17 protein-coding genes are annotated in these 19,862 nt (G+C 70.5%); 11 read left to right on the forward strand and 6 right to left on the reverse strand.

Annotated elements, in window-relative coordinates; all coding sequences use genetic code 11:
* Positions 1-32: 32 nt before the first annotated feature.
* A complete protein-coding gene (locus OHT01_RS15100) occupies positions 33-551 on the reverse strand; it encodes a DUF4245 domain-containing protein (protein WP_328553674.1) in 519 nt (172 codons plus the stop codon).
* 126 nt (positions 552-677) lie between these two features.
* On the opposite strand from OHT01_RS15100, the gene glpX reads away from it, so the two are divergent.
* The gene (gene glpX / locus OHT01_RS15105) at positions 678-1,709 is read left to right on the forward strand and encodes a class II fructose-bisphosphatase (RefSeq protein ID WP_328553675.1); all 1,032 of its coding nucleotides are present in this window, start codon (positions 678-680) and stop codon (positions 1,707-1,709) included.
* A gap of 211 nt (positions 1,710-1,920) precedes the next feature.
* Here the strand turns inward: glpX and OHT01_RS15110 are convergent, their stop codons facing one another.
* Together OHT01_RS15110 and OHT01_RS15115 are read right to left on the reverse strand one after the other, a co-directional pair.
* Positions 1,921-2,292 (reverse strand): WhiB family transcriptional regulator, encoded by a 372-nt coding sequence (locus OHT01_RS15110; RefSeq protein ID WP_328553676.1) that lies wholly within the window; start codon positions 2,290-2,292, stop codon positions 1,921-1,923.
* A 199-nt stretch (positions 2,293-2,491) separates the two neighbouring features.
* Positions 2,492-3,220, reverse strand: coding sequence for a DUF1707 SHOCT-like domain-containing protein (locus OHT01_RS15115; protein WP_328553677.1), 729 nt, complete (start codon positions 3,218-3,220; stop codon positions 2,492-2,494).
* Between the two features lie 271 nt (positions 3,221-3,491).
* On the opposite strand from OHT01_RS15115, the gene OHT01_RS15120 reads away from it, so the two are divergent.
* The 5 genes from OHT01_RS15120 (at position 3,492) to OHT01_RS15140 (ending at position 11,991) form a co-directional block, all read left to right on the forward strand.
* Positions 3,492-5,159, forward strand: a complete 1,668-nt coding sequence (locus tag OHT01_RS15120; protein ID WP_328553678.1) for a fumarate hydratase — start codon at positions 3,492-3,494, stop codon at positions 5,157-5,159.
* Positions 5,160-5,368: 209 nt separating this feature from the next.
* Positions 5,369-6,772 (forward strand): class II fumarate hydratase, encoded by a 1,404-nt coding sequence (locus OHT01_RS15125; RefSeq protein ID WP_328553679.1) that lies wholly within the window; start codon positions 5,369-5,371, stop codon positions 6,770-6,772.
* Positions 6,773-6,887: 115 nt separating this feature from the next.
* The gene (gene fomD / locus OHT01_RS15130) at positions 6,888-7,580 is read left to right on the forward strand and encodes a cytidylyl-2-hydroxypropylphosphonate hydrolase (protein WP_328553680.1); all 693 of its coding nucleotides are present in this window, start codon (positions 6,888-6,890) and stop codon (positions 7,578-7,580) included.
* Positions 7,581-7,977: 397 nt separating this feature from the next.
* The gene (locus tag OHT01_RS15135; protein WP_328553681.1) at positions 7,978-10,143 is read left to right on the forward strand and encodes a SpoIIE family protein phosphatase; all 2,166 of its coding nucleotides are present in this window, start codon (positions 7,978-7,980) and stop codon (positions 10,141-10,143) included.
* A 384-nt stretch (positions 10,144-10,527) separates the two neighbouring features.
* A complete protein-coding gene (locus OHT01_RS15140) occupies positions 10,528-11,991 on the forward strand; it encodes a catalase (protein WP_328553682.1) in 1,464 nt (487 codons plus the stop codon).
* Positions 11,992-12,050: 59 nt separating this feature from the next.
* Here the strand turns inward: OHT01_RS15140 and OHT01_RS15145 are convergent, their stop codons facing one another.
* Positions 12,051-14,384, reverse strand: a complete 2,334-nt coding sequence (locus OHT01_RS15145) for a transglycosylase domain-containing protein (RefSeq protein ID WP_328553683.1) — start codon at positions 14,382-14,384, stop codon at positions 12,051-12,053.
* A gap of 342 nt (positions 14,385-14,726) precedes the next feature.
* On the opposite strand from OHT01_RS15145, the gene OHT01_RS15150 reads away from it, so the two are divergent.
* The 5 genes from OHT01_RS15150 to OHT01_RS15170 all read left to right on the forward strand — a co-directional run bounded on the left by OHT01_RS15150 (position 14,727) and on the right by OHT01_RS15170 (position 18,886).
* Positions 14,727-14,861 carry a hypothetical protein gene (locus OHT01_RS15150; protein WP_328553684.1) on the forward strand — a complete coding sequence of 45 codons (135 nt, stop codon included), beginning with the start codon at positions 14,727-14,729 and terminating at the stop codon, positions 14,859-14,861.
* Positions 14,858-15,118, forward strand: a complete 261-nt coding sequence (locus tag OHT01_RS15155) for a hypothetical protein (RefSeq protein WP_328553685.1) — start codon at positions 14,858-14,860, stop codon at positions 15,116-15,118. The genes OHT01_RS15150 and OHT01_RS15155 overlap by 4 nt, the downstream gene beginning before the upstream one ends.
* 215 nt (positions 15,119-15,333) lie before the next feature.
* Positions 15,334-15,861, forward strand: a complete 528-nt coding sequence (locus tag OHT01_RS15160) for a PadR family transcriptional regulator (RefSeq protein ID WP_328553686.1) — start codon at positions 15,334-15,336, stop codon at positions 15,859-15,861.
* 5 nt (positions 15,862-15,866) lie between these two features.
* The gene (locus tag OHT01_RS15165; protein WP_328558125.1) at positions 15,867-16,556 is read left to right on the forward strand and encodes an ABC transporter ATP-binding protein; all 690 of its coding nucleotides are present in this window, start codon (positions 15,867-15,869) and stop codon (positions 16,554-16,556) included.
* A complete protein-coding gene (locus tag OHT01_RS15170) occupies positions 16,553-18,886 on the forward strand; it encodes an ABC transporter permease (protein ID WP_328553687.1) in 2,334 nt (777 codons plus the stop codon). The genes OHT01_RS15165 and OHT01_RS15170 overlap by 4 nt, the downstream gene beginning before the upstream one ends.
* Positions 18,887-18,970: 84 nt before the next feature.
* Here OHT01_RS15170 and OHT01_RS15175 read toward each other — a convergent pair whose 3' ends face one another.
* Complete coding sequence (locus tag OHT01_RS15175; RefSeq protein ID WP_328553688.1) at positions 18,971-19,399, reverse strand: hypothetical protein; 429 nt, start codon at positions 19,397-19,399, stop codon at positions 18,971-18,973.
* A 4-nt stretch (positions 19,400-19,403) separates the two neighbouring features.
* Complete coding sequence (locus OHT01_RS15180; RefSeq protein ID WP_328553689.1) at positions 19,404-19,856, reverse strand: roadblock/LC7 domain-containing protein; 453 nt, start codon at positions 19,854-19,856, stop codon at positions 19,404-19,406.
* Between the last annotated feature and the right edge of the window lie 6 nt (positions 19,857-19,862).

The raw sequence follows: 19,862 nt of genomic DNA on the forward strand, positions 1-19,862 counted from the left end.
TGCCGGGGGCCCTTCTCGTGCGTATGCGTGATCTAGGACGTCTTCAGCGCCTGCGCCATCTTGGCCAGCGTGCCGAACGACCCGGTGCCGGTCACCACGGTCGTCGAACCCTTGTTCTGAAGGACCAGGGCGTCGTAGTGATCGCCCTCGTAGCGCTGCCAGGTCCGGTCACCGATGCGCTGGGTGACCTTCGTCTGCCGGGCGCCCTGGCTCGCCGCGTCGATGAACACCGCAGGCCGCTGAGTCGACTGCTCGACCGCCACGTACTGACCGTCGGGGGCCTGGAAGCCCAGGTGCCAGACATCGAAGTCGCTTCCGTCGTACCGCACCGAGGTCGCCTTCCACGCCGTGGGAAGACCCTCGGGAGCCGCCACGGGATAGCTCGCCGCCCGGCGAGCCGTGAGCAGCTCGACCCGGTAGTCGACACGCTTGAGATCGGGCTTGGAGTCGTCATGCGGGATGAAGATGTAGATAACGCCCGCCATGAGCCCGATGAGGCCCAGGGAAAGAATCATGTCCCGGACCGACTGCTTGCCTTTCATACCTGCCACGGACCTATCGTCGCAGGTGCCCTGGCCTGCTCATCCGTGGGCCCCCCTGCTCATTTTGTAAGCCTGGCGATAGAGTCGGGACATCACCCTCATCCGGCCGTCGTCGTATCAGAAAGGTGCGTGTCGATGACCGAGCATCATCTGCCCTCCGAACTCGAAGTCCCGTCGGAAGCCCCCGACCGGAACCTCGCCCTCGAACTCGTCCGTGTCACCGAGGCCGCCGCGATGGCCGCGGGCCGCTGGGTCGGCCGCGGCGACAAGAACGGCGCCGACGGCGCCGCCGTCCGGGCCATGCGCACCCTCGTCTCCACCGTCTCGATGAACGGCGTCGTCGTCATCGGCGAGGGGGAGAAGGACGAGGCGCCGATGCTCTTCAACGGCGAGCGCGTGGGCGACGGAACCGGTCCCGAGTGCGACATCGCCGTCGACCCGATCGACGGCACCACGCTCACCGCCAAGGGCATGACGAACGCGATCGCCGTGCTGGCCGCAGCCGACCGCGGCACCATGTTCGACCCGTCCGCCGTCTTCTACATGGACAAGCTGGTCACCGGGCCCGAGGCCGCCGACTTCGTCGACATCAACGCGCCCGTGTCGGTCAACATCCGCCGGGTCGCCAAGGCCAAGCGGGTCACCCCCGAGGACGTCACCGTCGTCATCCTCGACCGGCCTCGCCACGACGGGATCATCAAGGAGATCCGGGACACCGGCGCGCGCATCAAGCTCATCTCCGACGGCGACGTCGCGGGCTCGATCCTGGCGCTGCGCGAGGGCACCGGCATCGACCTGCTGCTCGGCATCGGCGGCACACCCGAGGGCATCATCTCGGCCTGCGCGGTCAAGTGCCTCGGCGGCACGATCCAGGGCAAGCTGTGGCCGAAGGACGACGAGGAGCGGCAGCGGGCGGTCGACGCCGGGCACGACCTCGACCGCGTCCTGACCACGAACGACCTGGTCTCCGGCGAGAACGTCTTCTTCGTCGCGACCGGCATCACCGACGGTGAGCTGCTGCGCGGAGTGCGGTACCGCTCCGAGACCGCGACGACCGAGTCGATCGTGATGCGGTCCAAGTCCGGGACGGTCCGCCAGATCACCTCGGAGCACCGGCTGAGCAAGCTGCGTGCGTACAGCGCGATCGACTTCGACCGCGCGAAGTAGGACCACCGGCCGAACGGGGCCGGGCGCCGCGAGGCGCGAGAGGGGCGCCCCTTGTGCGGAGGGGCGCCCCTTCTCGTTTCCTGCGCTCACGCCGGACGGCCCCACCACGGGTGAAGCGGCCCGGCATCAGCCCCGCGGCTCTCGGCCGGCCCCCGCATGCGGGGCGGCCCGGCTCGCACGCGGGGGATCGGTCCGGCTGCCCGCGGGCGGGTCAGCCGGCCTGGGCTATCGTGCCCCGCGCGGCCTTCTTGAGTTCCACGTCGCGGCGGCGGCGCCGCGCGAGCACGACACGGCGCTCGGCGGCGGTGAGACCGCCCCAGACTCCGTACGGCTCGGGTTGCAGCAGCGCGTGTTCACGGCACTCGACCATGACCGGGCAGCGGGCGCAGACGCGCTTGGCCGCCTCCTCGCGGGAGAGCCGGGAAGCGGTCGGCTCCTTGGAGGGGGCGAAGAACAGGCCGGCTTCGTCCCGTCGGCACACCGCCTCCGTGTGCCATGGCGCTTCCTGGTCCCTGTCCCGCACTGGCGCCCGCTGGGCCGGAACGGCAGCTACCTGCAGGGACTGATGCGGCGGTTGCAGCACGGTCTACTCCTGACGACGGCTTCGCGAGCGTGCCGGGTACTGCGGAAAGTTCCACAGCACCCTCCAAGAGGGGATGCAGCAAGCCCTACCCGCTGTGCGCGCGCCTATGCACTGCGTTCCGAAGCCCGGCCCTTCTCGCGCGTGATCGATCGTCCGCCGCCGGACCACCGCGCGTCCGCCGCCGACGCGTTCACCGGCGTCAGCGGTCCAGGTGCTTGCGCAGACCCCGGTCCAGCCGCTCGGCCACCCGGTCGTTCACCCGGCTCGCGACCCGGTCGAGGATGTCCGCGATCCGCTTGCCGCGCTTGGGCCTCGCCTCGACGTTCCCCAGGACGGCGAGACCGTCGACGTAGACCACGGGTGCGTCGGGGTCGCCCGAGTCCAGTGTGTCCACCTCGAAATTGCCCAGCACACCGCCGCCGCTGCCCCGCAGCGAGACGTTCTCCGGGACGTCGATCTCGACGTTGCCGAAGACGGAGATCGCCTTGATGACGACCTGCTGGTACTCGAAGATCGCCTCGCTCAGGTCGATCTCGACGTTGCCGAAGACCGCGTAGGCGTGGATCCGCCGGCCCGCCCGCCAGCGGCCCTTGCGGACGGCGGAGCTGAAGACCGCCACCACGTTGTCGTCGGCCTCCACCGGGATCGCGCCCTGGGTGGGACGGTTGGGCGCGGAGGCGTACGAGGAGGTCGCGCGGCCCGTGTGGGCGGCGGGCAGGTCCCGGACGAACTGGTCGAGCTCACCCACCGTCTTGGTGGCCAGCACCCCCTCCACCCGCTCGGCGTGCTCCTCCGCGGTCAGGCGCCCTTCGGCGACGGCCTCGCGCAGGATGTCGGTGATCCGGTCGCGGTCGGCGTCCGAGGCGCGCAGCTCGGCCGGCTTCGCCGCCGTGGCGGGGGTCGCGTCGGGGCTCTTTTGAAGGTCCACGGCAACAGCGTACCCAAACGCGATAGATCGCGACTACCCCTCTCCCGTCGCCTGTGGAAAACCGGCCGCCGGGCCGCGCGCCGTCCGCTCAGCCGTCCGCGCCGTCGGTCCGGTGCCCGAACTGAGCCTTACCTCACAGTCTCGGCGTCCCCGTCAGGTTCTACGCTGGTGGACGCTGCCGATGACGGCCGGCCTCCGGCGAGTGAGCCGAAGGGGCGCGCCCGAGGCGAACGAGCCCCAAAAGCTGTCTGTCGAGTGAGGAATGGGCGAGATGCCTGAGTTCGCGTACACCGATCTGCTCCCCCAGGGAGAGGACACCACCCCGTACCGGCTGGTGACCTCCGAGGGTGTCTCCACCTTCGAGGCCGACGGGCGCACGTTCCTCAAGGTCGAGCCGGAGGCGCTGCGCGAGCTCGCCGCGGAGGCCATCCACGACATCCAGCACTACCTGCGGCCCGCGCACCTCGCCCAGCTTCGCCGCATCATCGACGACCCCGAGGCGTCGGCCAACGACAAGTTCGTCGCGCTGGACCTGCTGAAGAACGCGAACATCGCGGCCGCGGGCGTCCTGCCCATGTGCCAGGACACCGGCACCGCGATCGTCATGGGCAAGCGCGGCCAGAACGTGCTCACCGAGGGCGGCGACGAGGCGGCCCTCTCGCGCGGCATCTACGACGCCTACCTGAACCTGAACCTGCGCTATTCGCAGATGGCCCCGCTGACCATGTGGGACGAGAAGAACACGGGCTCGAACCTGCCGGCGCAGATCGAGCTGTACGCCACCGACGGCGGCGCCTACAAGTTCCTGTTCATGGCCAAGGGCGGCGGCTCCGCCAACAAGTCGTTCCTCTACCAGGAGACCAAGGCGGTCCTCAACGAGGGCTCCATGATGAAGTTCCTGGAGGAGAAGATCCGCTCCCTGGGAACGGCCGCCTGCCCGCCGTACCACCTGGCGATCGTCGTCGGCGGCACCAGCGCCGAGTACGCGCTGAAGACCGCGAAGTACGCCTCCGCGCACTACCTGGACGAGATCCCGTCCGAGGGCTCCGAGCTCGGGCACGGCTTCCGGGACAAGGACCTGGAGGAGAAGGTCTTCGAGCTGACGCAGAGGATCGGCATCGGCGCGCAGTTCGGCGGCAAGTACTTCTGCCACGACGTACGCGTGGTGCGCCTGCCCCGCCACGGCGCGTCCTGCCCGGTCGCGATCGCCGTCTCCTGCTCGGCCGACCGCCAGGCCGTCGCGAAGATCACCGCCGAGGGCGTCTTCCTGGAGCAGTTGGAGACCGACCCCGCGCGCTTCCTGCCGGACACGACCGACGAGCACCTCGACGAGGCCGGCGACGTCGTGAAGATCGACCTCAACCAGCCGATGGACGACATCCTCGCCGCGCTGACGAAGTACCCGGTCAAGACCCGTCTCTCGCTCTCCGGCCCGCTCGTCGTGGCGCGCGACATCGCGCACGCCAAGATCAAGGAGCGGCTGGACGCGGGCGAGGAGATGCCGCAGTACCTGAAGGACCACCCGGTGTACTACGCGGGCCCGGCCAAGACCCCCGAGGGCTACGCGTCCGGCTCCTTCGGCCCGACGACCGCGGGCCGCATGGACTCGTACGTCGAGCAGTTCCAGGCGGCGGGCGGCTCCAAGGTGATGCTGGCCAAGGGCAACCGCAGCAAGCAGGTGACGGACGCCTGCGACGCGCACGGCGGCTTCTACCTCGGCTCCATCGGCGGCCCGGCCGCCCGGCTCGCCCAGGACTGCATCAAGAAGGTCGAGGTCGTCGAGTACGAGGAGCTCGGCATGGAGGCCGTCTGGAAGATCGAGGTCGAGGACTTCCCGGCCTTCGTCGTGGTCGACGACAAGGGCAACGACTTCTTCCAGGACCCCGCGCCCGCCCCGACCTTCACGACGATCCCGGTACGGGGTCCGGGGCTGGCCTAGTGCCTGCCCGTGCGGCGTACTCCGTCCGGGTGACGGCGCACGGGGAGCCCTCGTGCGTGACGCCGTACGAGCCAGGTGAACGGCCGCCCACCGGGCGGCCGTCCGTCCTGGGCCGCACCGGTGCCGGGCCGCCCGGCGGAACGCCTCGTGCCCGCCGGGCGGGAACAGCGGCGGGCTCCGCGATGCTGTCCCCCATGGAGGTGTCACCAATGGCAGACGGCCAGGGCGAAGGCGCGTACCGGATCGAGCACGACTCCATGGGTGAGGTGCGGGTGCCCGTGGACGCGAAATGGCGGGCGCAGACGCAGCGCGCCGTGGAGAACTTCCCGATCTCGGGACAGCGCATCGAGCGCGCGCACATCGAGGCCCTCGCCCGGATCAAGGCCGCCGCCGCGAAGGTGAACGGCGAGCTGGGCGTGATCGGCAAGGACATCGCCGAGGCGGTCCAGGAGGCGGCCGCGGAGGTCGCCGAGGGGCGCTGGGACGCGCACTTCCCGGTCGACGTCTTCCAGACGGGCTCCGGGACCTCCTCCAACATGAACGCCAACGAGGTCATCGCCACGCTCGCCACCGAGCGGCTGGGCCGGGACGTCCACCCCAACGACCATGTGAACGCCTCGCAGTCGAGCAACGACGTGTTCCCGTCCTCGATCCACATCGCCGCGACCGCCGCCGTGACCCGCGACCTCGTGCCCGCGCTGGAGCATCTCGCCGCCGCGCTCGGCCGCAAGTCGGAGGAGTTCGCCGACGTGGTGAAGTCCGGGCGCACCCACCTCATGGACGCGACGCCGGTGACGCTGGGCCAGGAGTTCGGGGGGTACGCGGCCCAGGTGCGGTACGGGGTCGAGCGGCTGCAGGCCTCGCTGCCGCGGCTGGCCGAACTCCCGCTCGGCGGCACGGCCGTGGGGACGGGGATCAACACACCCCCCGGGTTCTCCGCCGCGGTGATCGCGGAGGTGGCGCGGGCGACCGGGCTGCCGCTGACCGAGGCGCGCGACCACTTCGAGGCGCAGGGGGCGCGGGACGGGATCGTGGAGACGAGCGGGCAGCTCAGGACCATCGCCGTCGGACTGACCAAGATCGCGAACGATCTGCGGTGGATGGCGTCGGGGCCGCGCACCGGACTGTCCGAGATCAGTCTCCCGGACCTCCAGCCGGGGTCCTCGATCATGCCGGGCAAGGTGAACCCGGTCATTCCCGAGGCGGTGCTGATGGTCGCCGCCCAGGTGACGGGGAACGACGCGACCGTCGCCGTCGCGGGCGCGGCCGGGAACTTCGAGCTCAACGTGATGCTGCCGGTGATCGCCAGGAACGTCCTGGAGTCGGTCCGGCTGCTCGCGAACGTCGCACGGCTGCTCGCCGACCGCACGGTCGACGGGATCGTCGCGCACCGCGAGCGGGCCCGGGAGTACGCGGAGTCCTCGCCGTCCGTGGTGACGCCGCTGAACAAGTACATCGGGTACGAGGAGGCCGCCAAGGTCGCCAAGAAGGCGCTGGCGGAGCGGAAGACGATTCGCCGGGTGGTCCTGGACTCGGGGTACGTGGAACGCGGTGACCTGAGCCTGGAGCAGTTGGACGAGGCCTTGGATGTCCTGCGGATGACGCACCCGTAACGGCCGGCACCCGAGGTGAAACGCCTGATGACAGCTCCGTAACAGCAGTTCCCCGATAGCGCGAACCTTGACGCCCGCCGCCGCGTCGTATGCGTGGGACACCTAATATCTGGTCATGGCAGAGGGTGGAGCGGTGAGACGAGCGGAAGCGGGCGGGCCGACGGCGTACTGGAAGCCCGGTAGTCAGGTCCTGTGGCGGTACCGGGAGAACGGCGGCGAGCGCGTCCACATCTGCCGTCCCGTGACCGTCGTACGGGACGACGCCGACCTGCTCGCGGTGTGGATGGCGCCGGGCACGGAGTGCGTGAAACCGGTGCTCGCCGACGGTTCCCCGGTGCACGGGGAGCCGCTGGAGTCGCGTTACACCAAACCACGCGCGGTCCGGCGCGACCGCTGGTTCGGGACCGGGGTGCTGAAGCTGGCGCGGCCGGGCGACCCCTGGTCGGTGTGGCTGTTCTGGGACCAGGGCTGGCGTTTCAAGAACTGGTACGTGAACCTGGAGGCCCCGCTCACCCGTTGGGCGCGCGGGGTGGACTCCGAGGACCACTTCCTCGACATCTCGGTCCACCCGGACCGGAGTTGGCGCTGGCTCGACGAGGACGAATTCGCCATGGCGCAGCGGGCCGGTCTGATGGATGCTCAACTGGCGGCACGGGTGAGGAAGGCGGGGTGGTCCGCGGTGGAGGTGATCCGCGCCTGGGGCGCGCCGTTCTCGGACGGATGGCAGCACTGGAGGCCCGATCCGGGCTGGCCTGTTCCCGCTCTGCCGGATGACTGGGACCGTACGCCCGCGCACGTGTCCTCATGAGACCCTTGATGCGCCCCCGTGGTACAACCGTAGGATCGTCTTCCGCAAGGGCGCACGGCAGCAACAACTCCCGCAGGATGAGCCGGGCTTGACCATATGTCACCGAGGGGCGGCAGGACGTGAGCGAGGGGTACGAGGCGTACGGCGGCGTGGCCGGCCAGGGACCGGCCGTATCGCGCGGGCCGGTCACGACGGCCGCGCGGGCGGGGGCTTCGGCCACCGCCCTCCTGTCGGCACGGGTCGTTCCTGGCCGCCCGCAGGCCGTATCGTGCCGGGCGGCGGCTCTCCTTGCCGTCGTTCCCGGCCCTGACGACACGCAGAATCCGTTCCTGGGGCACACATTCCGGGTATCGGGGCTGCGGGACGAACTGCGCGCACGGCGCGCAGCCCCGGACGGATGGATTCGACACGCGTGACGGAGCACCCCACCTCGCACGAGCGCCGGCAGAGCGGCGCCGGCCGGCCGCCCGCCCCCGCGGACCCTCGCGGGGCGCTCCTGCGTACCTCCGAGCAGCCGTCCCAGCTACCGGGTTCCGGCGCGTTACCGGTACAGGCCCGTACGGGCGACGCGCCGAGGAGCTCGGGTACGGCCACGCCGCGCGGCAAGCGCGGCAAGGCCGGCGGCAAGGTGCCCGCCGACGCCGGCATGTCCTCGGGCACGGACGTGCCGTCCGCCGCGTCCTCCGGGCCCGGTCCGGAGCACTCGCAGCCGTCGGCGACCGAGCCCGACCCGCACCGCCCGCGGCCCGCGCCGGAGGGCATCCCGATCCAGCCGGACGCCGAGCAGGGCCGCGCCTCGCGGACCTCCGGCGCCAAGGAGCGCCGTACGGGTCAGGGTGTCCCGCAGGGCGGACCGATGCCGATGCGGCGGGACGGGGACCGGCTGCGCTTCGTGGGGGCCGCGACCCGGCGGATCGCCCGGGGCATCGACCTCGACGAGATCGTGATGGGGCTGTGCCGGGCCACCGTGCCCACCTTCTCCGACGCGATCCTCGTCTATCTGCGCGATCCGCTGCCGGTCGGCGACGAGCGGCCCACGGGTCCCCTCGTGCTGCGGCTGCGGCGCACGGACCGGATTCCCGAGGAACGGGACACCGAGAGCGGATTCATGTCCGCGCTGCGGCCCGAGCCCAGTGAGCTGTCGGCGATGACGGCAGAGCTGTGCGAGGTGCGCCCCGGTGGCGCGCTCGCCGAGGTGCTGCGCGGTGTGCGGCCGGTGTTCGCGGACGCGCCCGCGGCGCGTGCCGCGCTGCCCGAACTGCTCGGCGACGATCTGCCGGTGCCGAGCGGGCAGCGGGCGATCCTCGCCCCGCTGCGCGGCCGGCGCCGGGTGATCGGCGCCGCGCTGTTCCTGCGCCGGCCGGAGCGGCTCGCCTTCGAGGCGGACGATCTGCTGGTCGCGGCGCAGCTCGCCACGCACAGCGCGCTCGGTATCGACAAGGCGGTGCTGTACGGCCGCGAGGCGTACATCGCGGACGAGCTGCAGCGCACGATGCTGCCCGAGACGCTGCCGCGTCCCACGGGCGTACGGCTCGCGTCCCGCTATCTGCCGGCCGCGGAGACGGCGCGGGTGGGCGGCGACTGGTACGACGCGATCCCGCTGCCGGGCAGCCGGGTCGCGCTGGTCGTCGGCGATGTGATGGGCCACTCCATGACGTCGGCGGCGATCATGGGCCAGCTGCGGACCACGGCGCAGACCCTCGCGGGGCTGGATCTGCCGCCGCAGGAGGTGCTGCACCATCTGGACGAGCAGGCGCAGCGGCTCGGCACGGACCGCATGGCGACCTGCCTGTACGCCGTCTACGACCCGGTGTCGCACCGGATCACGATCGCCAACGCGGGCCATCCGCCGCCGGTGCTGCTGCATCTGGGCGGGCGGGCCGAGGTGCTGCGGGTGCCGCCGGGTGCCCCGATCGGTGTGGGCGGGGTCGATTTCGAGGCGGTGGAGCTGGACGCGCCCGCCGGGGCGACGCTGCTGCTGTACACGGACGGGCTGGTCGAGTCGCGGCTCCGCGACGTCTGGACCGGGATAGAGCAGTTGCGCGAGAAGCTCGCGGCGGTCGCGGCGCTGACCGGGCCGGATCATCCGCCGCCGCTGGAAGCTCTGTGCGACGAGGTGCTCGACATGCTCGGCCCGGGTGACCGGGACGACGACATCGCGCTGCTCGCCGCGCGGTTCGACGGGATCGCGCCGAGCGATGTCGCGTACTGGTTCCTGGAGCCGGAGGACGCGGCGCCGGGCCGGGCCCGGCGCCTGGCCCGGCGGGCTCTGGCCCGCTGGGGCATGGAGGACATGACCGACTCCGTGGAGCTGCTGGTCAGCGAGGTCGTGACGAACGCGGTGCGGTACGCGTCGCGGCCGGTGACGCTGCGGCTGCTGCGGACGGACGTCCTGCGCTGCGAGGTCGGCGACGACGTGCCGCAGCTCCCGCGGCTGCGGCAGGCGCGGGCCACGGACGAGGGCGGTCGCGGGCTGTTCCTGGTGAACCGGCTGGCGCGACGGTGGGGGGCGACCCGGCTGAGTACGGGAAAGGTCGTCTGGTTCGAGTTGAACCGGAACTGACCGGGTACCCGTCGGGCCTCACCCCGGCGGACCGGCCCTGAACCGGTTCCGGACCGGACCGGGACCAGCGCTGAACCGGTCCCGGAACGGACCGGCGCTGAACGGTGCCGGGCCCGCCGGTTCCGGACCGTGCGGGTGCCGGACCTGCCGGGCCTGCCGGTCTTGGACCGTGCCGGTCCCGGGGCCGTACGGGCACCGGACCTGCCGGTGCCGGACCTGCCGGTGTTGGACCTGTCCGTTTCGGACCCGTGCGGCGCCCGGCCTGGCGGTGCCGGACCGTGCGGGCGCCGGGCGGGTTCCATGTTGCCGACATGGTGTCGGCGGCGTTGACTGCTGGGGTGAGCGAAGCGACCTGACGACCTCATCTCCGACAGGAGGACGCTCGTGACGCAGGCATCCCGGAAGGCTCCGTACACCACGAACAACGTCGGGATTCCGGTGGAGAGCGACGAACACTCGCTCACCGTCGGACCCGACGGCCCGATCCTGCTCCAGGACCACTACCTCATCGAGAAGATGGCGCAGTTCAACCGTGAGCGGGTGCCCGAGCGGGTGGTGCACGCCAAGGGCAGTGGCGCGTACGGATTCTTCGAAGTCACCAACGACGTCAGCCAGTTCACCAGGGCCGATCTCTTCCAGCCGGGCAGGCGGACCGAGATGCTGGCGCGCTTCTCGACCGTGGCCGGTGAGCAGGGCTCGCCCGACACCTGGCGCGACCCCCGCGGCTTCGCCCTGAAGTTCTACACCGAGCAAGGCAATTACGACCTGGTGGGCAACAACACCCCGGTCTTCTTCGTCCGTGACACGATCAAGTTCCAGGACTTCATCCGCTCGCAGAAGCGCCACCCGGTGACGGGGCTGCGCGACCACGACATGCAGTGGGACTTCTGGACGCTCTCGCCCGAGTCGGCGCACCAGGTCACCTGGCTGATGGGCGACCGGGGCATCCCGAAGACGTACCGCCACATGAACGGCTACGGCTCCCACACCTACATGTGGATCAACGGCGGTGGTGAGCGGTTCTGGGTGAAGTACCACTTCAAGACCGACCAGGGCATCGACTTCCTCACCCAGGCCGAGGCCGACGAACTGGCCGGGAAGGACCCGGACCTGCACCGCCGGGATCTGTACGAGTCGATCGAGTCGGGGAAGGCGCCGAGCTGGACGCTGAAGGTCCAGATCATGCCGTTCGAGGACGCGGCCGACTACCGGTTCAATCCCTTCGACCTGACGAAGGTCTGGCCGCACGGGGACTACCCGCTGATCGACGTGGGCCGCATGGTCCTGGACCGGAATCCCGAGGACTACTTCGTCCACATCGAGCAGGCCGCCTTCGAGCCCTCGAACCTGGTGCCGGGCATCGGGCCCTCGCCGGACAAGATGCTGCTGGGCCGGCTGTTCTCGTACCCCGACACCCACCGGTACCGGATCGGCCCCAACTACGCCCAGTTGCCGCCCAACCGGCCGCACGCCCCGGTGAACTCGTACGCCAAGGACGGTGCGATGCGCTACGAGCCGTCGACGGCAGCCCGTCCCTACGCGCCCAACTCCTACGGCGGCCCGGCGGCCGACTACGGTCGGTTCGGTGACCCCGCGAGCTGGCAGACCGCCGGCGAGCTGGTGCGTGAGGCGTACAAGCCGCACAGCGCGGACGACGACTGGGGCCAGGCGGGCACGATGGTCCGCCAGGTCCTCGACGAAGCGGCCCGCGATCGGCTGGTCGACAACGTGAGCGGTCACCTCAAGGACGGTGTCACCCGCCCGGTGCTGGGCCGTGCCGTCCAGTACTGGCGCAACGTGGACAAGGAGACCGGCGACCGGATCGCGCAGAGCGTGAACGGGGGCTGAACCGCCGAAGGGCCGGCCGGACCCCGCGTGCGGGGTCCGGCCGGCCCTTCGGTCGGTGCTTACTGCTGGCTGGTCTGGTCGAACGGGTTGTCCGGGACCCCGTCGGTGGGCGTTCCCGTCGGTGTGGACGGGCTCGTCGTCGTCGGCTGGGTCGTCGTGGGCTCGTCCGTGGGGGTCGGCGGGCTGCTCGTGGTGGGCGGCTCCGTCGAGGGCTTCTCGGTCGTCGGGGTCGACGACGGCGTGCTGGACGGCGTCTGGGTGAAGGTGGGGGTGTCGGTCGGCGCCACCGCGGCACCCGAGGTGGTGTTCAGGTCGAACTTGGTGACGTGACCGGCCATCGCCTCGAAGGTGTAGGCCGCCCAGATCTTCGCCGGGTAGCCACCGCCGTTGACACGGCCGCCCTCCAGGAAGAGGCCGGTGGCGCCCTTCATGGAGACCTGGTTGTGGGTCTTCGCGTCCTCACCGAACAGCAGGACCGAGGTGACCAGGCTCGGCGTGTAGCCGGTGAACCAGGCCGACTTGTTGTTGTCGGACGTACCGGTCTTGCCGGCGACCACCTGGCCGTCGCGGTTCGGGTTGTCCCGCACCGAGACCCGGGCCGTACCGTCGTCGACCACGCCGGTCAGCACCGAGGTGACCGTGTCGGCGGCCTCCTCGCTGATGACCTGGTCGCCGATCGGGTCCGGCATCGTGACCGAATGGTCCTTGTGCTCGACCGAGGCGACGATCGACGGCGTGACCAGCTTGCCGTGGTTGTCGAGCGTGGCGTACGCGCCCGCCATCTCCAGCGGGCTCGCGCCCATGGAGCCGAGGGTCTGCGCGGGCACCGCCTGGAGGCCCTTGGTGTTCATGCCGAGCTTGCCCGCGACCTTCAGCACCTCGTCCATGCCGACGTCGACGCCCATCTGCGCGAAGACGGAGTTGATGGACTTGTTCATCGCGGTCTGCACCGTGACGGGGCCGTAGCTGTGCTCGTCCTCGTTCGGCGGCGCGAAGCCGATGTCGCTGCCGACGACGGGACGGCGGTTGGTGCCGTCGTAGATCGTGTTCGCGGTGATCGGCTGCCCGGAGTGCGTCTTGGCCTCCTCGGCGAGGGCGGCCGCGAAGATCAGCGGCTTGAACGTCGAGGCGGCCTGGTAGTCCCGGCGCGTCGCGTTGTTGTAGTAGTGCTTGAAGTAGTCCTTGCCGCCGTACATCGCGAGGACCTTGCCGGTCTTGGGGTCGACCGAGACCGCACCGGCCTGCATGTTGGCGTCGACCTTGCGCTTCTTCGGGTCCAGCTTGCTGGTGAGCTGCTGCTTGACGGTCTTCTCCAGCAGGTTCTGCTTCTTCTTGTCGATGTTGAGCTTGATGGTCCAGCCGCCCGCGTCGACCATCGCGTTGGCGTCGTCGAGGCTGGCCGTGGCGCCCTGGGCGACGAGCTGCTTCGCCAGCTCGCTCTTGGCCTCGGTCATCAGATAGCCGGTCTGGCCCTCCATGCCGGGCGCGCCCTTGGGGTCGTCGGGGACCGGGAACTTCATGGTGGCGCGCCGGCCCGAGTCGAGCCAGTGCTGCTCGACCATGTTGTCGAGGGTGTAGTTCCAGCGGGCCTGGACCAGCTTCTTGCCGGTCTTCGACGCGACCGCCCAGTCGTACTGGCTCGGAGCCTGAAGCAGCGAGGCGAGGTAGGCGCCCTGCTCGACCTTGAGGCGACTGGCGTCGACGCCGTAGTAGGCCCGTGCCGCGGCCTGGATGCCGTACGCGTTGCGGCCGTAGTAGCTGGTGTTGATGTAGCCCGCGAGAATGTCGTCCTTGGACTTCTGGCGGTCCAGCTTCAGCGAGATGACCATTTCCTTCAGCTTGCGCGTGACGGTCTGGTCCTGGCTGAGGTAGTAGTTCTTGACGTACTGCTGGGTGATCGTCGAACCACCCTGCTTGCCCTTGCCGGAGAGGGTGTTGATCAGGCCTCGGGCGGTGCCCTTGAGGTCGATGCCCGAGTCGTTGTAGAAGGTCTTGTTCTCGGCGGCGACGAACGTCTTCTGAACGCTCTTGGGCACCTTGGACAGGTCGACGATCTCGCGGTTGACCTTGCCGGAGCGGCCGAGCAGCGAACCGTCGCTGTACTCGTAGATGTTGCTCTGCTGCCTCGCGGCCGCGTTGCCCTCGGGCACGGACACGACCATGTAGAGCACGATGAAGGCGCCCATGCCGAGCAGACAGAACCCGAAGAACGTCCCGAGGACCGTCTTCCAGTTCACGAACCGGCGTATGCCGGTGCGGCGGGGCTTGCCGCCCGCCCTCGCGCCCGCCGTCACCTCGGCTCCCGGGCCCGCGGACTCATGCCCGGACGAGCGCTGGGGCGCCGCGCGGCGGCCCTGCGCCTGCCGCGCTCGTCTCTCTTCAGCTCGTCCCATGGGTCGATCCGCTCCGCTTCTTTCTCGTGTGGCACACAAGTTCGTCGGTCAGGTCAGCTCAGCAAGCTAACACCGCGCGCTATGACAAAGGGCCGCCGATCCGGTCTTTTCCGGACGTGACAATCAGCACGCCTTACGCACCCGCCTCACTGAATCCGACGAGTGGGAGGGGCGGAAGGTTGCTATGACCGATAAATTGATAACACTTAGATAGATTGCGGCTATCACCTACGCGACGGGGGACCCGTCATGCCGCCCCATGCCTCCCTTCGTGCCTCACCGGCCCCACGCGCATCCGCGGCCGGAACGCCGGGCGACACGCCCGAATCGCCCGCTCCACGGATGCGGCAGCTCGCCGCGCACAGCATCGACCGGGGGCTCGCGGCGGCCTTCGACCCTCCCGGGCCGCTCCCCGGCGCCGCCCGGCGCGCCGACGGCACGGCCCGTCGCGCATCGGGCACGGGGTTCCACCGGTGACGGCCCCGGAGGACGGAACCCCCTCGCGCCCGTCGCGGCGGCAGCGCAAGCAGGTGCTGCTGCGGCTCGATCCGCTGGTGTACGAGGCCCTGGCCCGGTGGGCCGGAGACGAACTGCGTTCGGCCAACGCGCAGATCGAGTTCCTGCTGCGCCGCGCGCTCGCGGAGTCCGGACGCCTGCCGGGCGGTGCAGGACCGATTCCCCGCCGGGGTCGGCCGCCCGTCTCCGGGGAACCGCCGGGCGCCCGGGAGGAATAGGCGGAGCGGGCGGACGCCCGTCCGGGAAACGGCCGGAAGGCGGCAGGAGCGGACGGACGCGTTTCCGGGGAGCCCCGAAGGCCGGGACGCGGACGGTTTCAGAACCGTGACAATCGGCCGCCACCAGCCGGTTCCTCCCCTCCGGACACTCTCTCCGAGGACCTATACGCGACGCGTATACACGTGATGTATACGCTGTGTGTAGAGTGCTCGGCATGTCCATCGGTCACACCCTCCTAGGGCTCCTGGAGTCCGGGCCGCGCCACGGTTACGACCTGAAGCGGGCCTTCGACGAGAAGTTCGGTCACGACCGGCCACTGCACTACGGCCAGGTCTACTCCACGATGTCGCGGCTGCTGAAGAACGGGCTCGTCGAGATCGACGGGATCGAGGCCGGCGACGGGCCCGAGCGCAAGCGGTACGCGATCACCGAAGCCGGGATCACCGACGTACAGCAGTGGCTCGCGACGCCCGAGAAGCCCGAGCCGTACCTCCAGTCGACCCTGTACACCAAGGTCGTCCTCGCCCTGCTGACCCACCGCGACGCGAGCGAGCTCCTCGACACCCAGCGTTCGGAGCATCTGCGGATGATGCGCATGCTCACCGAACGCAAGCGCAAGGGCGACCTGGCCGATCAGCTGATCTGCGACCACGCCCTCTTCCATCTGGAGGCCGATCTGCGGTGGCTGGAACTGGCCGCCGCGCGCCTCGACAAACTCGCCGAGGCGGTGACGACCCGATGACCTCCGTGACCCCTCCCGCGGGTTCCCTGCTCACCGCGTCGGAGCTGCGCAAGACGTACGGCCCGACCACCGCGCTGGACGGTGCCGCGTTCTCCATCCATCCCGGCGAGGTCGTCGCCGTGATGGGTCCCTCCGGCTCCGGCAAGTCCACCCTGCTGCACTGCCTCGCCGGGATCGTCACACCCGACTCCGGGTCGATCACGTACGACGGCCACGAGATGGCGACGATGAACGACGCCCAGCGCAGTGCGCTGCGCCGCTCCGAGTTCGGCTTCGTCTTCCAGTTCGGCCAGCTCGTACCGGAGCTGACCTGTGTCGAGAACGTCGCGCTGCCGCTGCGGCTGAACGGCACCGGCCGCAAGGATGCCGAGCGCGCCGCGCTGTCGTGGATGGAGCGGCTGGAGGTCGACGACCTCAAGGGCAAGCGGCCCGGCGAGGTCTCCGGTGGTCAGGGGCAGCGCGTCGCGGTCGCCCGTTCGCTGGTCACCAGCCCGCGCGTGCTGTTCGCCGACGAGCCGACCGGCGCGCTCGACTCCCTCAACGGCGAGCGCGTGATGGACCTGCTGACCGACGCGGCCCGCTCGACCAACGCCGCCGTCGTGCTCGTCACGCACGAGGCGCGGGTGGCCGCGTACTCGGACCGCGAGATCGTCGTACGCGACGGCAGGTCCAGGGACATGGAGCGGATCATATGAGTGCCCGCCAGTGGTCCCGCGACCTCGCCATGGGCGCCAGGTTCGCGGTGACCGGGGGTCGTGAGGCCTGGGTGCGGGTCCTGCTGACGGCCGTCGGGGTCGGACTCGGGGTGGCGCTGCTGCTGCTCACCACGGCGCTCCCGAGCGCGCTGGACGCCCGGCACCAACGGGAGAGCGCCCGGGGCTACCTGATGTACAGCTCGACGGTCGAGAAGAAGTCCGACCGTACGCTGCTCATCGCCACCTCGGACACCACCTTCCGCGACGAGGACGTACGCGGCCGGCTGGTCGAACCCGAGGGCTCCCGGGCGCCGTTGCCGCCGGGCGTGTCGACGTTCCCGGCTGTCGGCGACATGGTCGTCTCGCCCGCCCTCGACCGGCTGCTGAAGTCACCCGAGGGCAGGCTCCTGCGTGAGCGGCTCGACCACCGCGTGAGCGGCACGATCGCCGACAGCGGACTCGTCGATCCGCACGAACTCGCCTACTACGCGGGCAGTCACGGCCTGACCGTCGGCGCGCTGAGCACCGGCCGGGTCGAGCGCATCGACACGTTCGGCTCCGAGGACCGGTCCGAGGCGATGGACCCCGTCCTGCTGCTGCTCGTACTGATCGTCTTCGTGGTGCTGCTGATGCCGGTCGGCGTCTTCATCGCCGCGGCCGTACGGTTCGGCGGCGAGCGGCGCGACAGGCGGCTTGCGGCGCTGCGGCTGGTCGGCGCGGACGGCCGGATGACCCGGCGGATCGCGGCCGGCGAGGCGCTGGCCGGAGCTCTGGTCGGGCTGGTCCTCGGCGCCGGATTCTTTCTGATCGGCCGTCAGCTCGCGGCCCTGATCATGCTCTTCAGGATCAGCGTCTTCCCGGGCGACCTCAACCCGACGCCCGCCCTGGTGGCGCTGGTGGCCCTCGCGGTCCCGGCCGCCGCGGTCGTGGTGACGCTCCTCGCGCTGCGCGGCGTCGTCATCGAACCGCTCGGCGTGGTGCGGACGGCGCGGCCCTCGCGGCGCCGGCTGTGGTGGCGGCTGCTGCTGCCGCTGGGCGGCCTCGCGATGCTCTACCCGATGATCGGGCAGGGGCGGTCCAACGGGGACTTCAACGAATACCTCGTCATCGGTGGCGTCCTGCTGCTCCTGGTCGGGATCACCGCGCTGCTGCCCTGGGTGGTCGAGGCGGTCGTGGCCCGGCTGAACTCCGGTGGTGTCGCCTGGCAACTGGCCATCCGCAGGCTCCAGTTGAGCAGCGGTTCGGCAGCGCGTCTGGTGAACGGCATCGCGGTGGCGGTGGCGGGCGCGATAGCCCTGCAGATGCTGTTCGCCGGGGTCGACAACGACTACACCAAGGTCAGCAAGAACGACCTCACACGGGCCCAGATGTCCGTCGACGTTCCGGTCGGGGTCTCGCTGGGCCAGGCGGTCGGGCAGCTTTCCGGGACGAAGGGTGTCACCCACCTGACCGCCCTGGGACGGACCGACCTGGGCGACGGACGCGACGAACCCTCGAACGAGTCGACCGCGACGGTCGGCGACTGCGCGGCCCTGCGAGAGGCGGCCGAGCTGCCCTCCTGCAAGGACGGCGACGTGTTCGCGGTGGAGGGCGTCGAGTGGGACACGACCACCGCGAAGCTCGACAGGCCCGGCGCCAGGCTCTACATCGACCCGTCCCAGGGTCCCACCGCCAAGGGCAAGGAGATCGTCTGGACGGTGCCGAAGGGCGTCAAGCCCGCCGGCTCGCGCAAGGACCCCTCGGGCGACGAGCGCGGCGGCTTCCTCTTCACGCCCGGCGCGCTCTCCGGGCCGGCCGCGTCCACCATGCGCGCGACGGTCTACCTCCAGCTCGACGAATCGGTGCCGGACGTCCGTGAACTGGTCCGCAACAGCGCGGCGCGGATCGGCCCGCTGGCCGACGCCAACTCCTGGACGGCGACGACCCAGTCCCAGAAGTTCACGTCCATCCGGACGGGACTGTCCATCGGCGCGGCCTGCGTCCTCCTGCTGATCGGCGCGAGTCTGCTGGTCTCCCAGCTGGAGCAGTTGCGCGAGCGCAAGAAGCTGCTGTCCGCGCTCGTCGCCTTCGGCACCCGGCGGCGCACGCTGAGCATGTCGGTGCTGTGGCAGACCGCCATCCCGATCGCCCTGGGGCTCGGCCTCGCGATGGTCGTGGGGCTCACCCTCGGCACGGTGCTGCTCAAGATGACGGGCACCTCGGTGAGCGTGGACTGGGCGAGCGTGCTGTCGATGACCGGTATCGGAGCGGGAGTCGTGCTCCTGGTGACCCTCCTCAGCCTGCCTCCGCTGATCCGGCTGATGCGGCCGGACGGACTGCGCACGGAGTAGCCGGACGCGCCACCACGGACACCGTCCGCGTCGCCCGCCGGCTTCGGTGGCCCGCCCCGCCCGGGGTGGGCCACCGGTTCGCGTTCACATGCTGTACTCCCGCACCACGCGCCGGACCTGTGCGAAGAGCATGCCCACGTTGACCGCCTTGCGGCAGACGACCACGGCGACCACGTCCTGCTGGTCGTTCATGCGCACGAACAGATGGGTGAGGTTGTCGCTGTTGACCAGGATCTCCTGGAAGAAGTGCGTGTCGGACTCGATGCCGCGGCGCTCCTTGAAGACCTCCTCGATCATCTGGACCGTGCGCCCCTGGAACAGGTCGAGGGTCGCGCCCGCGAGCAGGTCCAGAACCTCCGGCGGATGGTTGTCGACGGTCTCGTACGACAGCAGCATTCCGGTCGACATGTCGACCGCCCCGGCGGCGAGGCAGTCCGGCGCGTCGGTGCGCAGCGACTTGACCAGACCTATGATCTGGTCGGAGAACCCCGCCGTCATTCGCTTGCTGGCCATGTCGTCATGCCCCTTCGGTCGCGGTTTCGGTCACGGCTCCGACGAGCGCGTCGGGCGCGGTCGGGGTCCCGGCGAGCGGGCCGGGGTCGTCCCCGGTGAGGATCGTTCCGATCCGGCCGAGGGCCGGCCGGGTGTGCTCGTGGAGCCGTTCGAGGTCGATGCCCTCGTCGCCGAGGACGATCATCAGCGCGGTGTCGCCGACCGCGTAGAAGGCCGCGAGGCCCTGACTGCCGTAGGTCACGGTCTGCCGGAACGCGCCCCGGCCGGTCACGGCGGTCGCCCGGCGCGCGATGCCGAGGCCGGCGGCGGCGATCGCGGCGAGGGACTCCGGGTCGATGGTGTCGGCGGTGTCCGCCGCGATGAGCATTCCGTCGGCGGCGGCCACCGCCGTATCGGTGATTCCGGGCACCTGTTCCCGGAGGCCTCTCATTTCGCTGGCCAGTGCCTCGTGATTCATGAAATG

Origin of the sequence: Streptomyces sp. NBC_00358 (assembly GCF_036099295.1) — a bacterium.
In the GTDB taxonomy this organism is placed as follows: Bacteria; Actinomycetota; Actinomycetes; order Streptomycetales; family Streptomycetaceae; genus Streptomyces.